The sequence below is a fragment of the Sphaerotilus sp. genome (genome assembly GCF_013299175.1).
Lineage (GTDB): Bacteria > Pseudomonadota > Gammaproteobacteria > Burkholderiales > Burkholderiaceae_C > Sphaerotilus.
Window position 1 is genome coordinate 36,032 of the sequence record NZ_JAAFKF010000006.1, and the last position, 13,847, is coordinate 49,878.

Consider the following 13,847-nt stretch of genomic DNA (forward strand, 5'->3'; position numbering starts at 1 on the left):
ATGACACCGTCTCCCGTTTTGAGCACAATCCCGGCGTGCGGTGCCATTGCCGCGAGCCGGGACCAGCCATGACCCTCACCGAACTGCGTTACATCGTGGCCGTCGCCCGCGAGCGACATTTCGGGCGGGCAGCAGAAGCCTGCTTCGTCTCGCAGCCCACGCTGTCGGTGGCGATCAAGAAGCTGGAGGAGGAGCTGGAGGTCAAGCTGTTCGAGCGCGGTGGCAGCGAGGTGAGCGTCACGCCGCTGGGCGAGGAGATCGTCCGGCAGGCGCAGGCCACGCTGGAGAGCGCCGCATCGATCAAGGAAATCGCCCGCCGCGGCCAAGACCCGCTGGCCGGGCCGCTGCGGCTGGGCGTGATCTACACGATCGGTCCCTACCTGCTGCCCGATCTCGTGCGCAACGCCATCGCGCACGTCCCGCAGATGCCGCTGATGCTGCAGGAGAACTTCACCGTGCGCCTGCTGGAGATGCTGCGCACCGGTGAACTCGACTGCACCATCCTGGCCGAACCCTTCCCCGACACCGGGCTGGCGATCGCCCCGCTCTACGACGAGCCGTTCATGGTGGCCGTGCCGCGCGATCACCCGCTGGCCGGGCGGGCCTCGATTTCATCGGCCGAACTGAAGCAGCAGACCATGCTCCTGCTGGGCACCGGCCACTGCTTCCGCGACCATGTGCTGGAGGTGTGCCCCGAATTCGCCCGCTTCTCCAGCGACACCGAGGGCATCCGCAAGAGCTTCGAAGGCTCGTCGCTGGAGACGATCAAGCACATGGTGGCCTCGGGCATGGGCATCACGGTGGTGCCGCAGTTGTCGGTGCCGGTCGGGCATGACGCGCCGGACAACCCCGCGCTGCTGCGCTACGTGCCGTTCAGCGATCCGGTGCCGACGCGGCGGGTCGTCCTGGCCTGGCGGCGCTCGTTCACACGCTACGAGGCCATCGCGGCGCTGCGCAACGCGGTCTACGCGTGTGCGCTGCCAGGGGTTCGCCGCTTGAGCGACTGAGCGCCCGCGCTGCCGGCCGGCTCAAGCTTCACGCCAGGCTGCCGAAACCAGCAACGGGGACATGGTCCGACATGTCCGGTTGCGAGTTTCCCGATGCCCTCTTCTCCGAAAACGAGCCGTCCCTCGTCGATGTCGCCCCGGCGCCGCGAAGCGGAACGCCGTCGCATCGATCGGCGGAACTCGGTCCAGTCGTCCGAGGCGGCCGTCGAGGCCCGCGTGCGGCTGCGCCAGCACGCCGCTGTCCTGCGCACGCTGCCCTACATGGCCGGCATGTCGCTGCTGAACGCCCTGCTGCTGGCCTTCACCGCGTCGCCGCAGATCCCGCAGGCCCTGCTGCTGGTCTGGCTCACCGCCATCGTTGCCCTGACGCTGGCGCAACTGCAGTTCTGGTACCAGCACCGCCGGCACCGCGCCTCGGCCATCTCCGCGCGGCGCATCACCACCTACGACCTGCACGCCGCCCTCATCGGCGCCACCTGGGGCCTGGCGCCGGGCACGCTCGTCTTCGACGCCCAGCCAGCCCACCAGCTCACCATCGGTCTGTCGATGGTGGCCATGCTCAGCGCCGGGGCCTTCACGCTGCTGTCGCTGCCGCGGGCGATGCTCGCCTTCACGGGGGCGCTGAGCCTGGGCACGCTGCTGTCCTACCTCGGCTGGGGTTCGGGGCTGCAGACCTACGGGGTGGTGCAGTGGGTCGTGCTGACGGGGCTGGCGATCGGCGCCTCGCGCAGCGTGCAGCGCAACCTGCAGGCCCGCGTCAGCGCCGAAGTCAAGGCCGAGCACCAGAACCAGCTCATCGGCCTGCTGCTGCGCGACTTCGAGGAGCAAGGCAGCGACGTGCTCTGGGAAATCGACTCGACCGGCCGTCTTCAGCATGTCTCCAAGCAATTCGCGGGCGCGCTGGGATTGACGGTGGAAGACCTCAACGACCACTCGCTGCTCGCGCTGCTGGCCGATCTGCAGAAAAAGCTCAGCGAGACCGACCGCGAATCCGCCAACACCCTGCACGACCGGCTGACCCAGGGCCATCCCTTCCGCGACGTGCTGCTGCCCATGGTCATCCAGGGCAAGCAACGCTGGTGGTCGATGACCGCCAAGCCGCTGGTGGACGAGCGCGGCAGCGCGATCGGCTGGCGCGGCGTGGCCCGCGATGTCACGCAGGCGCGCATCGCCGATCGCCGCCTGGCCTGGCTGGCGCACTACGACACGCTGACCGGACTGACCAACCGGGCGCATTTCCGCGTGCTGCTCGAAAGCGCGCTGCAGACCAGCCGCACCCGGCTCAGCCAGGGCGCCGTGATGTGCCTGGACCTGGATGGCTTCAAGAACGTCAACGACACCCTCGGCCACGCCACCGGCGACGCGCTGCTGGTGGAGGTTTCCCGCCGCATCAAGGAAGCGGTCGGGCGCAGCAACGTCGTCGCCCGGCTCGGGGGGGACGAGTTCGCGGTGCTGTTGCGCTCGGTGCGAGAAGAGGCCGAGATCGGCACCACCGCCCAGCGCATCGTGGACGCCATGCGCCCGGCCTGCGAGGTGATGGGCGCGGCCGTGCCGGTGCGGGTGAGCATCGGCATCGCCCGCTTCCCGCAGGACGGCACCACCGTGGACGAGATGATGCAGAACGGCGACCTGGCGCTCTACGACGCCAAGGCGCATGCCACCGGTTCGATGCGCTTCTTCGTCGCCCGGCTGGGCGAGCAGATCCGCCGCCGGCTGGTGCTGGAACGGGATCTGCGCGAAGCGATGGAGAAGAACCAGCTCTCGCTGCACTACCAGCCCAAGGTCAGCCTGGATGGGTGGGAGGTCATCGGCTTCGAGGCCCTGCTGCGCTGGAACCACCCGGAGCACGGCGCGATCCCGCCGGTCGAGTTCATCCCGGTGGCCGAGGAGAGCGGCCTGATCCTGCCGATGGGCGAGTGGGCGCTGACGGAAGCCTGCTGCCAGGCCGCACGCTGGCCCGACCCGCTGCAGGTGGCGGTCAACATCTCGCCGGTGCAGGTGATGGCACAGAACCTGCCCGAAGCGGTGCAGCGCGCCCTGCGGACCAGCGGACTGGCACCCGGTCGGCTGGAGCTGGAGATCACCGAGTCGGTCTTCATCAACGACAACCGCGGCACGGTGGAGCGGCTGCACGCGCTGCGCCGGCTGGGCGTGCAGATCGCGCTGGACGACTTCGGCACCGGCTACTCCTCGCTGGCCTACCTGCGCCGCTTCCCTTTCGACACGCTCAAGATCGACCGCGCCTTCGTGCGCGAATTGCTCACCAGCCGCGATGCACGCTCGATCGTGCGCAACATCCTGGCGCTGGCCAAGTCGCTGCGCATGTCCACGGTGGCCGAGGGCGTGGAGGAGCCGCTGCAGGTCAACGTGCTCGAAGCCGAGGGCTGCAACATGGTGCAGGGCTACTTCGCCTCGCGTCCGATGCCGGCCGACCAGGTGCTGGAGTTCGTGCTCAAGTGGCGCGAGCGCGACCGGCCGCAGCGCCCGCGGGAACTGGAGCTGGAAGACACGCGCGCCGCCGAACTGATGCCCTCGCTGCCCGAAACCATGCTCTGACGCGACAATCGCGGGCATGAACAAGCTCGCTCTCTGCCTCGACCTGATCCGCTGGAATCGCCCGGCCGGCTGGCTGCTGCTGCTGTGGCCGACGCTGGCGGCGCTGTGGCTGGCGGCAGGCGGTTGTCCGGGGTGGCACCTGCTGGCGGTGTTCACGCTGGGCACCCTCCTCATGCGCAGCGCCGGCTGCTGCATCAACGACGTGGCCGACCGCGACTTCGACCGCCACGTCCAGCGCACCGCCGCCCGACCCGTGACCAGCGGCGCCATCTCGGTGAAAGAGGCGCTGCTGCTCGGTGCGGCCCTGGCGCTGGTGGCCTTCGCGCTGGTGCTGACCACGAATGCGCTGACCATCGGACTGTCGTTCGGCGCACTGGCGGTGACGCTGGTGTATCCGTATGCCAAACGCTTCGTCTCGATGCCGCAAGCCGTGCTGGGCGTGGCGTTCAGCTTCGGCATTCCGATGGCCTTCGCCGCAGCGCGTGCGGAGGTGCCGCCGCTGGCCTGGGCGCTGCTGGCGGGCAACCTGTTCTGGGTGCTGGCCTACGACACCGAGTACGCGATGGTGGACCGCGACGACGATCTCAAGATCGGCATGAAGACATCAGCCATCACGCTGGGCCGCTGGGATGTGGCAGCGATCATGGGGTTCTATGCCGTCTATCTGGCGGTCTGGGCGTGGTTGGGTGTGCGGGCCGGACTGGGCGCGGTGTTCCTGGTCGGGATCGCTGTCGCCGCCGCGCAGGCGCTGTGGCACTGGACGCTGATCCGCGACCGCACGCGCACTGGCTGCTTCCGCGCCTTCCGCGAAAACCACTGGCTGGGCGCGGCGGTCTTCGCGGGCGTGGTGCTCGACTACGCGCTGCGCTGACCGGCGGACACCTCGCCCGCCAGCCGCCGCGCCATCGCCAGCGCCGCCACCAGACTCGACGCATCCGCCACGCCACGCCCGGCCACGTCGAAGGCGGTCCCATGGTCCGGGCTGGTGCGCACGAAGGGCAGGCCCAGCGTGACGTTGACGCCCTGCTCCACCCCGAGGTACTTCACCGGGATCAGCCCCTGGTCGTGGTACATCGCCAGCACCACGTCGAACGCGCCCGTCCGCGCCCGCATGAACACGGTGTCCGGAGCGAACGGGCCGCGGGCGTCGATGCCCTCCGCGCGGGCCGCCGCGATGGCCGGCGCGATGGTCTCGATCTCCTCGCGGCCGAACAAGCCACCCTCCCCCGCGTGCGGATTCAGCCCGGCCACCGCGATGCGTGGCGTCGGCTGTCCCCAGCGTGCCGCACCCGCGTGGGCGATGCGCAGCGTGGACAGCACGGCATCGAACGTCACCCGATCGATGGCCTCCCGCAGCGAACAATGCACCGTCACCAGCACGGTCTTCAGCTCCTCGTTGGCCAGCATCATCCGCACATCGGCCGGCTGCCCGTGGACCGCGCTCTCGGCGGCGAGCATCTCGGTGTGGCCGGGATACGGCTCGCCCGCGGCGGACAGCGCCTCCTTGTGGATCGGCGCCGTGACGATCGCCGACACCGCGCCCCGGCTGGCCAGCGCCACCGCGTCGCGGATGCAGGCCGCCGCGAGCCGACCGCAGCGGGCATCCACCGTGCCCCAAGGCGCCTGCCCCAGCTCCGGACAGCGCCAGCTTGGCAACAGCACCGGCAGCGCGCCCGGCGGCACCTCGGTCAGATCCGCCACCGTCTCGATCACGGCGATCGGCAGCTCTGGCACATCCGCCCGTTGCCGCCACACCGCCGCCGCCCGCCGCAGCACCGCCGGCTCGCCGATCACCAGCGTCTGCCCCGGCGGGCCGGTGCGGCCACCGAGGAAAGCGCGGACGGTGATTTCCGGGCCGATGCCCAGCGCGTCGCCGAGCGTGATCACCACCGGGGCCAGCACAGCGCCAGCCGGGAGAGATTGAACAGGGTCAAGGTGTGCCATGGGGAGATTGTCACGGAAGGGGCAGGCCGGCCATGCCCGGTTGCTACACTCCCCCGCATGAACTGGTTGGACAAGATTGCATGGACTGCCGAGGGCCTGGTGCCCGTGATCGCGCAGGAAGCGGGCACGCACGACGTGCTGATGTTCGCGTGGATGAACCGCGAGGCGCTGGCGTTGACCGCCGAACGCGGGGAAGCCGTCTACTGGAGCCGCTCGCGCAAGCGCCTCTGGCACAAGGGTGAAGAGTCGGGCCATGTGCAGCAGGTGCATGAGATCCGGATCGACTGCGACCAGGATGTCGTGCTGCTGAAGGTCACGCAGCACGGCCACGCACCCGGCATCGCCTGCCACACCGGGCGCCATTCCTGCTTCTACGAGCGCCTGCTGCCGGGTGCGGACGGACAGCCCGCGTGGCAGCCGGTCGAGCCGGTGCTCAAGGATCCCCACACCATCTACGCCAAGCCGTGACGACGACCCCATGACGACGACGCACCCGACCTCCCAGGACAGCCTGGCCCGCCTCGCCGAGGTCATCGCCGCACGCCGCGGCGGCGATCCCGACAAGAGCTACGTCGCCCGCCTGTTCCACAAGGGCACCGACGCCATCCTCAAGAAAATCGGCGAAGAGGCCACCGAAGTGGTGATCGCCGCCAAGGATGGCGACGCGCAGAAAATCGTCTACGAAGTCGCCGACCTCTGGTTCCACAGCCTCGTGGCGCTCGCGCAGTTCGGCCTGACCCCCGCCGACGTGATCGCCGAGCTGGAGCGCCGCGAAGGCTTGTCCGGGCTGGCCGAGTTCGCCAGCCGACCCCAGAATTGACCACCCCCTGCACCGCTGCTGTCCCATGAGCCACGACCCGAACTGCCTGTTCTGCCGCATCGCCGCCGGCGAGATCCCCGCCCGGAAGGTCTACGAGGACGACGAGCTGATCGCGTTCAAGGACATCCACCCGGCCGCGCCCGTCCACCTGCTGGTCATCCCGCGCCAGCACATCGCCGGACTCGGTGACGTGACCGCCGAGCACGAGGCGCTGCTGGGCCGCATGATGACGCTGGCCCCGCGGCTGGCCGTCGAGCAAGGGGCGACCAACGGGTTTCGCACGGTGATCAATACCGGCCCGGACGGCGGCCAGGAGGTCTACCACCTGCACCTGCATGTGATGGGCGGACCCCGGCCCTGGAAACACGGCTGACCTAGAATTCTTCGCTGAATTTCCCAGCATCACCTACCCGCACCGGAGCACCGCCATGGGCCTGTCCACCACCCACCTGATCATCTTCCTCGTCATCATCGTGCTGGTCTTCGGCACCAAGAAGCTCAAGAACCTCGGCTCCGATCTCGGCTCGGCCGTCAAGGGCTTCAAGGACGGCGTGAAGGACGGTGACAAGGCCGCCGAGACCGCCGCTGCCGCGCCGGCCGCCCAGGTCGCCGCCGAGAAGCGCCTGGACAGCCAGACCATCGACGTCGAAGTCAAGACCAAGCAGTGATGCAGCACGGCACCTGACCCATGCTTGACATCGGCATTTCCAAGATGATGCTCGTGGCGGGCATTGCGCTGGTCGTGATCGGCCCGGAGCGGCTGCCCCGCGTGGCACGCATGGCCGGCACGCTGATCGGCCGGGCGCAACGCTATGTCGCCGACGTGAAGGCCGAGGTCAACCGCTCGATCGAGCTGGAGGAACTGACCAAGGTCCGCGAGCAGTTCGAGACCGCCGCGCGCGATGTCGGCCAGTCGGTGTCCGGCGGGTTGAACGACGCCACGCGCGATGTCAATGCGGCCCTGGGCCAGCACGTCGATGGCGACACCCCGACCTACGAGCCGTACAACTGGGACAGCACGCCGGCCCCGGCCCCCCACAAGCCGCCGAAGAAGAACTGGCGCCTCAAGCGTTCCGCCGTGCCCCAGTGGTACAAGAAAAGCGAGAACGTGCGCCGCCATGTGCAGTCGGGCGCCGCCCGGGTGGCACGTTTCCGCCCTGCGCGCCCGACGCGTTCGCTCTGATCCCCTGGTTCCATGCCCACTCCGACCGATGAACTGGAAGGCACCGAAGCGCCTTTCGTGAGCCACCTGATCGAGCTGCGCGACCGCCTGCTCAGGACCGTCTACGGCGTCGGCGCGATCTTCGCGCTGCTGTGCCTGTTTCCCGGCCCGTCGCGGATGTACGACCTGCTGGCGCTGCCGCTGGTCAAGGCGCTGCCGGCGGGTTCCAAGATGATCGCCGTCGGCGTCGTCTCGCCCTTCCTGATCCCGATCAAGGTGACGCTGCTGGTGGCGTTCGGGGCGGCCCTGCCGTGGGTGCTGTACCAGATCTGGGCGTTCGTCGCGCCGGGGTTGTACAAGCACGAGCGCCGTCTGGTGCTGCCGCTGGTGACGAGCAGCACGGTGCTGTTCTACCTGGGCGTGTCGTTCTGCTATTTCTTCGTCTTCGGACAGGCGTTCCCGGCCATCCAGTCGATGGCGCCCGCCTCGGTGGCGGTGAGTCCGGACATCGAGGCGTACCTCGACTTCGTGATCACCATGTTCATCGCCTTCGGGGTGGCGTTCGAGGTGCCGGTGGCGGTGGTCGTGCTGACACGGCTGGGCGTGCTCACGGTGGACCAGTTGCGCGAGTTCCGGCGTTACTTCTGGGTGGCCGCTGCGGCTGCCGCCGGGCTGGTGACGCCACCGGATGCCGTGTCGATGGTCGCGCTGCTGCTGCCGATGGGCCTGCTGTACGAAGTGGGCATCGTGGCGTCGCAGTTCTTCCTGAAGCACACCCAGGCGCCGGCGGTGGAGCCGGAATCGACCGACTGACGGGCCGCGCGGCGGCGATTCGGTTGGCTACTCGGCCGACTTGCGGCCCGCGACCTTGGCCTTCGGGCGCTGAGCGACCTTCACGGTCAGGTCCACCGCCTGCTCGCCACGCTGCACCGTGATCACCACCGACGACAGCGGCTTGAGCGCCGCCACGGCGTTGAGCAACTGCGCGGTATTGGCCACCGCCGACCGGCCCACCTTCAGCACGACATCGCCCGGCTGCATCCCGGCTGCACTGGCCGGCCCATCCTGCAGCACCCCCGTGATCAGCACGCCGTGGTCCACCTTCAGCTTGAAGGACTCGGCCATGTCGGGGGTCAGGTCGCTGGGCTGCACGCCGATCCAGCCGCGGGTGACGACGCCCTCGGTGATCAGCCCTTCCATCACCTGCCGCGCCGTGGACACGGGGATCGCGAAGCCGATGCCCATGCTGCCGCCCGAGCGGGAATAGATCGCCGTGTTGATGCCCAGCAACTGCCCCGTGGCATCGACCAGCGCGCCGCCCGAGTTGCCGGGGTTGATGGCGGCATCGGTCTGGATGAAATTCTCGAAGGTGTTCAGCCCCAGCCCGGTGCGGCCGACGGCGCTGACAATGCCCGACGTGACCGTCTGCCCCACGTTGAACGGGTTGCCGATCGCCAGCACGACATCGCCCACCTGCAGGCCATCCGCATCCCCGAAGGTGATCGCCGGCAAGCCCTTGAGCGCCACCTTCAGCACCGCGAGGTCGCTGTCCGGATCGGTGCCGATCACCTTGGCCGCCACGCGCCGGCCATCCGCCAGCCCGATCTCGATCTGGCCGGCGTTCTCGACGACATGGTTGTTGGTGAGCAGGTAGCCGTCGGGCGAGACGATCACGGCCGAACCGGTGCCGCTGGTCGGTCCCTCCTGGTCGCCGAAGTAGCGGTGGAACCACGGCTCGGCCGGGTTGGGCTTGCGCTTGGGGTCCACGGCCGCGCTGGTGACCACGCTGACCACCGATGGCGAGGCCCGCCGTGCCGCAGGGGCAAAACTGCCCGGGCTGGGCGGTGTGGAGGCCCCGCTGGCGCCGGAAGGGGGTGCCTGCGCAATGCTCAACTGCACGGGCGGACCACCGACTGGCGCGCCGATCCACTGCGGCTTGAGCGTGGCCAGCACGAACACCACGGCCAGGGCGACCGTGACCGCTTGAGAGAATACGAGCCAGAGCCTGCGCATGGAGATCGAAGATGACTGAAAACGTGGCACACCGAACCGGGTTGGCCGACCATCTGGAGCAGTGTCTGGAGGTGGCCCGGTTCGCCGATTATGGTCCCAACGGGTTACAAGTGGAGGGCCGCGCCGAGGTGCGCCGCCTCGTCAGCGGCGTCACGGCGAGCTTGGCGCTGATCGAGGCCGCCGCCGCTGCAGGCGCCGATGCCATTCTCGTCCACCACGGACTGTTCTGGCGCGGGCAGGACGGCCGCGTCACCGGCTGGATGAAGCAGCGGCTGGCCACCCTCCTGCGCCACGACATCAACCTCTACGCCTACCACCTGCCGCTGGACGCCCACCCAACGCTGGGCAACAACGCGCAGCTCGGCTTGCAGCTCGGGCTGGCAACGGACGGCACCTTCGGTGACAAGGCGCTTGGCGTGATTGGCCGGCCGGTCGATGGTGCCTGCACGCTGGAGGCCCTCGCGGCCCGCATCGGCCACCGGCTGGGCCGCGCACCCGTGGTGGCCGCGGGCGATGGGCGGGTGGTGCGGCGCGTCGCGTGGTGTACCGGCGGCGCGCAGGGCTGGTTCGAATCGGCGATCGCAACGGGGGCCGATGTCTACCTGACCGGCGAGATTTCCGAACCCCAGGCCCACATCGCCCGCGAAACGGGCGTGGCGTTCATGGCCTGCGGGCACCACGCCACCGAGCGTTACGGCGTGCAGGCCGTGGGCGCACACTTGGCCGCGCACTTCGGCATCGCGCACCAGTTCATCGACATCGACAACCCCGGCTGAACGCGCCGGGCGCCCGGCTCAGGCCAGCGCGGCGGCCAGCGCACCCGCCTGCGGCCCGAACGCGAAGCTGTCCATCGCCAGCACCCCGGCATCGACGCTGCGGTGGATGCCCACGGCCGGCGACGCTTCGCCGCCGGCGCCCGCGGCGATGTAGAACGGCAGCCAGTGTTCGTCCGTCGGGTGTTGCAGCGCGGCGCCGGGGGCCTGCTTGCGGTAGTCGAGCAGCGCGGGCCAGTCGCGCGCCGTGCCGCGGGCGTGGACCCAGTCCTGGAACGCCACCACGTCCGGCTCGATCTGGCCCTCCGGCACCGAGCGCGGGCCGAAGAAGCGCCGCAGGTTGTGCGTCATCGCGCCGCTGCCGATGAGGAGCACGCCGTCCTCGGCCAGCGCCGCCAGTGCGCGGCCCGCCGCCCAGAGCTGCGCGGGCGTCCACGTCGGCACCAGCGTCAGCGGCACGACCGGCACCTCGGCACCCGGCCAGGCACGCTTCATCACCGTCCAGATGCCGTGGTCCAGACCACTGGCGTCCACCGCCTGGGTCGGGATGCCCGCCACGCCCAGCCGACGCGACACGTCATGCGCCAGCACCGGATCGCCGCGCACGTCGTAGCGTTGGGCATACAGCTCCGCCGGGAAGCCGCCGAAGTCGTGGATCGCCCCGTGCTGCGCGCCGGCCAGCACCATCGGCTGGCGCGTCGCCGAATGCGGCGAAACCACCACCACCGCCCGAGGACGGCCGAAAGTGCGGTCGATCGCCGCACCGAGGCGGTCGAGGAACTGCGAAGCCGGCGAGGTCTCGATGGCGATCATCGGCGAGCCGTGCGACAGGTAGAGCGGGGGCAAGGACGAAGGGTGTGTGTGCATGGTGGACTCGATTGAAGCACCGCGATCGGACACCGCCATTCTGTGCCTTTGCACACAGCGTTCGGTCCGATGGTGCGGGCTGGTGTACCTTGGCGGCATGAACACCGATTCCGCTGCTGCACCGCCCTTGCCTTCCGCTGCCCAGACCAGCACCAACACCCCGCCCTCCGTGCTGCGGCTGGCTTGGCGGCAGTTGCTGCGCGACTTCCGGGCTGGCGAGCTGCGGCTGATGCTGGTGGCGGTGGCACTGGCGGTGGCTGCCATCTGCGCGGTGGGGTTCTTCGCCGACCGGCTGCAGGCGGGCCTTGCACGGGATGCGCTGACGCTGCTGGGCGGGGATGCAGTCGTCGCCAGCGACCAGCCGCTGCCCGCCAGCTTCGAGTCCACAGCCCGCGAGATGGGGCTGAAAACCGCCCGCAATGTGCGTTTTCCGAGCATGGCCCGCGCGCCGGACGCGCGTGGCGGTGCATCGAAGCTGGTGTCCGTCAAGGCGGTCTCGGCGGGCTATCCGCTGCGCGGCACGCTGGGCGTGAGCGACAGCGCCACCGGGCCGGTGCGCGAACAGACCGCCGGGCCGGCAGCAGGCACGGTCTGGGTCGATGCGGCCGTGCTGGACGGGCTGTCCGTGCAGGTCGGCGACACGCTGCTGCTGGGCGACGCGCAGTTGCGGATCGCCCAGGTGCTGCGGGTCGAACCCGACCGGGATGCCGGGTTCATGAGCTTCGCGCCCCGCGTGCTGCTGGCCGAAAGCGACCTCGCCACCACGGGTCTGATCCAGCCCGCCAGCCGCGTGAACTGGCGGCTCGCCGTGGTCGCCGCAGACGCCAAGCGCCGCGCCACTGCGCAGGCCGCCGTGCGCGGCTACGTCGCCTGGGTGGACGCCACGGTCGAGCGCGATCACCTGCGCGGCACGCGGGTCGAGTCGATGGACAACGCCCGCCCCGAGATGCGCCAGACGCTGGACCGGGCGGGGCAGTTCCTGCAACTGGTGGCCGTGCTGGCGGCGCTGCTGGCGGCGGTGGCGGTGGCAATTGCGGCGCGGGGATTTGCGGCGCGGCACCTGGACGCCTGCGCGATGCTGCGGGTGCTGGGGATGCCGCAGCGGCGCATCGCGGCGGTGTACGGGCTGGAGCTGGGTCTGGTCGGCGTGGCGGCGAGTGCGCTGGGCGTGTTGATCGGCCTGGTGGTCCACCAGGTGTTTGTCGTGCTGCTGGCAGGGCTGGTCGAGACGAACCTGCCCGCGCCCGGCGTGTGGCCCGGCGTGTTCGGGCTGGCGGTGGGGATGGTGCTGGTGGCGGCGTTCGGGCTGCCGCCCGTGCTGCAACTGGCGCAGGTACCGCCGCTGCGGGTGATCCGGCGCGATCTGGGGGCGCAGCGGGCGGCGTCGCTGGGGGTGTTGCTGGCGGGGTTGGCCGGCTATGCGGCGCTGCTGATGGCGGTGGCGCAGGACGCCAGGCTCGGGGCCATCGCCGTGGGGGGCTTCGCGCTGGCCTGGGGCGTGTTCGCCGGGGCGGCGTGGCTGGCGGTGCAGGTGCTGCGGCGGGCGGTGCCGGAGGCAGGTGCGCCGCGCTGGCTCACGCTGGCCACGCGCAGCCTGGGGGCGCGGCCGGGGTTGGTGGTGCTGCAGGTCAGTGCGCTGGCGCTGGGGCTGATGGCGCTGATGCTGCTGGTGCTGCTGCGCACCGATCTGGTCTCCAGCTGGCGCGCTGCCACGCCTGCCGATGCACCGAACCGCTTCGTCATCAACGTCCAGCCCGAACAGGGCGAAGCGTTCCGGCAATCGCTGGCAACCGCCGGCGTGGCGCACTACGACTGGTACCCGATGATCCGCGGCCGGCTGGTGGCGGTGAATGGCCGCGAGGTCGGCCCGGCCAGCTACCCGGACGTGCGCGCGCAGCGGCTGGTCGAGCGCGAGTTCAACCTCAGCCACAGCGCGGCACTGCCCGGACACAACGAGGTGGTCGCCGGGCAGTGGAAGGCGGACGAGCCCGATGGCCTGAGCGTGGAGGAAGGTCTGGCGAAGACACTCGGCCTGAAGCTGGGCGACCGGCTGCGCTTCGACATCGCGGGCACACCGACCGAGGGCCGCATCAGCAGCCTGCGCAAGGTGGACTGGGGTTCGATGCGGGTGAACTTCTTCGTGATGTTCCCGCGCACGGCCATGCCCGACCTGCCGGCCACCTACATCGCCGCGCTGCGGGCACCGAGCCAGCCCGGCTTCGACGCGGCCCTGGCACGCGCCTACCCGAACATCACCAACGTCGATGTCTCGGCCCAGATCGGACAGGTGCAGCGGGTGCTCGACCAGGTGATCCGGGCGGTGGAGTTCCTGTTCGGCTTCACGCTGTGCGCGGGGCTGCTGGTGCTGTTCGCCGCCGTGAGCGCCACGCGGGAGGCGCGGGCCAGGGAGTTCGCGCTGCTGCGGGCGATGGGCGCAGGCAGCAGGCTGCTGCGGCAGGTGCAGCGGGCGGAGCTGCTCGGCGTGGGGGCACTGGCGGGGTGGCTGGCCTCGGTCGCGGCGCTGGCCGTGGGCTGGGCGCTGGCGCGGGAGGTGTTCAACTTCCAGTGGAATCCACCGCTGTGGGTGCCGCTGTTCGGCGCGGCGTTGGGGGCGCTGCTGGCACTGGGGGCGGGGTGGTGGAGCTTGCGCGAGGTGCTGCGCCGCCCGGTGAGCGAGACGCTGCGGCAGGCCACGGGCTGACCCG

Annotated in this window: 14 protein-coding genes; 11 read left to right on the forward strand and 3 right to left on the reverse strand. The window is 70.2% G+C overall.

Annotation, left to right across the window (positions count from 1 at the left end):
• Positions 1-68 precede the first annotated feature (68 nt).
• From QZW52_RS02140 to ubiA, 3 genes are all read left to right on the forward strand, one after another.
• The gene (locus QZW52_RS02140) at positions 69-1,007 is read left to right on the forward strand and encodes a hydrogen peroxide-inducible genes activator (protein WP_293994685.1); all 939 of its coding nucleotides are present in this window, start codon (positions 69-71) and stop codon (positions 1,005-1,007) included.
• 93 nt (positions 1,008-1,100) lie between these two features.
• Positions 1,101-3,563, forward strand: a complete 2,463-nt coding sequence (locus tag QZW52_RS02145) for a putative bifunctional diguanylate cyclase/phosphodiesterase (protein ID WP_293994687.1) — start codon at positions 1,101-1,103, stop codon at positions 3,561-3,563.
• A 16-nt stretch (positions 3,564-3,579) separates the two neighbouring features.
• On the forward strand, positions 3,580-4,434 hold the full coding sequence (gene ubiA, locus QZW52_RS02150; protein ID WP_293994689.1) for a 4-hydroxybenzoate octaprenyltransferase: 855 nt from the start codon (positions 3,580-3,582) through the stop codon (positions 4,432-4,434).
• On the opposite strand, the gene pdxA is transcribed toward ubiA, so the two are convergent.
• The gene (pdxA, locus tag QZW52_RS02155) at positions 4,419-5,507 is read right to left on the reverse strand and encodes a 4-hydroxythreonine-4-phosphate dehydrogenase PdxA (RefSeq protein ID WP_293994691.1); all 1,089 of its coding nucleotides are present in this window, start codon (positions 5,505-5,507) and stop codon (positions 4,419-4,421) included. The two genes, ubiA and pdxA, sit on opposite strands and share 16 nt — an antisense overlap.
• 57 nt (positions 5,508-5,564) lie before the next feature.
• On the opposite strand from pdxA, the gene hisI reads away from it, so the two are divergent.
• From hisI to tatC, 6 genes are read left to right on the forward strand one after another with little or no spacing between them, the layout of a single operon-like run.
• Positions 5,565-5,975 (forward strand): phosphoribosyl-AMP cyclohydrolase, encoded by a 411-nt coding sequence (gene hisI, locus QZW52_RS02160; protein ID WP_293994693.1) that lies wholly within the window; start codon positions 5,565-5,567, stop codon positions 5,973-5,975.
• A 10-nt stretch (positions 5,976-5,985) separates the two neighbouring features.
• A complete protein-coding gene (locus QZW52_RS02165; protein ID WP_293994697.1) occupies positions 5,986-6,327 on the forward strand; it encodes a phosphoribosyl-ATP diphosphatase in 342 nt (113 codons plus the stop codon).
• 25 nt (positions 6,328-6,352) lie between these two features.
• Positions 6,353-6,700, forward strand: a complete 348-nt coding sequence (locus QZW52_RS02170) for a histidine triad nucleotide-binding protein (protein ID WP_293994700.1) — start codon at positions 6,353-6,355, stop codon at positions 6,698-6,700.
• Positions 6,701-6,755: 55 nt separating this feature from the next.
• Complete coding sequence (gene tatA / locus QZW52_RS02175) at positions 6,756-6,995, forward strand: Sec-independent protein translocase subunit TatA (RefSeq protein WP_293994703.1); 240 nt, start codon at positions 6,756-6,758, stop codon at positions 6,993-6,995.
• Between the two features lie 20 nt (positions 6,996-7,015).
• Positions 7,016-7,510 (forward strand): Sec-independent protein translocase protein TatB, encoded by a 495-nt coding sequence (tatB, locus tag QZW52_RS02180; protein WP_293994706.1) that lies wholly within the window; start codon positions 7,016-7,018, stop codon positions 7,508-7,510.
• Positions 7,511-7,522: 12 nt separating this feature from the next.
• Positions 7,523-8,302 carry a twin-arginine translocase subunit TatC gene (tatC, locus tag QZW52_RS02185; protein ID WP_293994708.1) on the forward strand — a complete coding sequence of 260 codons (780 nt, stop codon included), beginning with the start codon at positions 7,523-7,525 and terminating at the stop codon, positions 8,300-8,302.
• Between the two features lie 27 nt (positions 8,303-8,329).
• Here tatC and QZW52_RS02190 read toward each other — a convergent pair whose 3' ends face one another.
• Positions 8,330-9,502 (reverse strand): S1C family serine protease, encoded by a 1,173-nt coding sequence (locus QZW52_RS02190; protein WP_293994711.1) that lies wholly within the window; start codon positions 9,500-9,502, stop codon positions 8,330-8,332.
• Positions 9,503-9,513: 11 nt separating this feature from the next.
• Here QZW52_RS02190 and QZW52_RS02195 point away from each other — a divergent pair, with 11 nt between their 5' ends.
• Positions 9,514-10,278, forward strand: coding sequence for a Nif3-like dinuclear metal center hexameric protein (locus QZW52_RS02195; RefSeq protein WP_293994714.1), 765 nt, complete (start codon positions 9,514-9,516; stop codon positions 10,276-10,278).
• A gap of 18 nt (positions 10,279-10,296) precedes the next feature.
• On the opposite strand, the gene QZW52_RS02200 is transcribed toward QZW52_RS02195, so the two are convergent.
• Positions 10,297-11,142 (reverse strand): DODA-type extradiol aromatic ring-opening family dioxygenase, encoded by an 846-nt coding sequence (locus QZW52_RS02200; protein ID WP_293994717.1) that lies wholly within the window; start codon positions 11,140-11,142, stop codon positions 10,297-10,299.
• 97 nt (positions 11,143-11,239) lie between these two features.
• Here QZW52_RS02200 and QZW52_RS02205 point away from each other — a divergent pair, with 97 nt between their 5' ends.
• Complete coding sequence (locus tag QZW52_RS02205) at positions 11,240-13,843, forward strand: ABC transporter permease (protein ID WP_293994719.1); 2,604 nt, start codon at positions 11,240-11,242, stop codon at positions 13,841-13,843.
• The last annotated feature ends 4 nt before the right edge of the window (positions 13,844-13,847 follow it).

Bases quoted from the DNA above. Each gene is read 5' to 3' on its own strand.
- QZW52_RS02140 (WP_293994685.1), top strand. From the start codon at position 69: ATGACCCTCACCGAACTGCGTTACATCGTGGCCGTCGCCCGCGAGCGA.
- QZW52_RS02145 (WP_293994687.1), top strand. From the start codon at position 1,101: ATGCCCTCTTCTCCGAAAACGAGCCGTCCCTCGTCGATGTCGCCCCGG.
- ubiA (WP_293994689.1), top strand. From the start codon at position 3,580: ATGAACAAGCTCGCTCTCTGCCTCGACCTGATCCGCTGGAATCGCCCG.
- pdxA (WP_293994691.1), bottom strand. From the start codon at position 5,507: ATGGCACACCTTGACCCTGTTCAATCTCTCCCGGCTGGCGCTGTGCTG.
- hisI (WP_293994693.1), top strand. From the start codon at position 5,565: ATGAACTGGTTGGACAAGATTGCATGGACTGCCGAGGGCCTGGTGCCC.
- QZW52_RS02165 (WP_293994697.1), top strand. From the start codon at position 5,986: ATGACGACGACGCACCCGACCTCCCAGGACAGCCTGGCCCGCCTCGCC.
- QZW52_RS02170 (WP_293994700.1), top strand. From the start codon at position 6,353: ATGAGCCACGACCCGAACTGCCTGTTCTGCCGCATCGCCGCCGGCGAG.
- tatA (WP_293994703.1), top strand. From the start codon at position 6,756: ATGGGCCTGTCCACCACCCACCTGATCATCTTCCTCGTCATCATCGTG.
- tatB (WP_293994706.1), top strand. From the start codon at position 7,016: ATGCTTGACATCGGCATTTCCAAGATGATGCTCGTGGCGGGCATTGCG.
- tatC (WP_293994708.1), top strand. From the start codon at position 7,523: ATGCCCACTCCGACCGATGAACTGGAAGGCACCGAAGCGCCTTTCGTG.
- QZW52_RS02190 (WP_293994711.1), bottom strand. From the start codon at position 9,502: ATGCGCAGGCTCTGGCTCGTATTCTCTCAAGCGGTCACGGTCGCCCTG.
- QZW52_RS02195 (WP_293994714.1), top strand. From the start codon at position 9,514: ATGACTGAAAACGTGGCACACCGAACCGGGTTGGCCGACCATCTGGAG.
- QZW52_RS02200 (WP_293994717.1), bottom strand. From the start codon at position 11,142: ATGCACACACACCCTTCGTCCTTGCCCCCGCTCTACCTGTCGCACGGC.
- QZW52_RS02205 (WP_293994719.1), top strand. From the start codon at position 11,240: ATGAACACCGATTCCGCTGCTGCACCGCCCTTGCCTTCCGCTGCCCAG.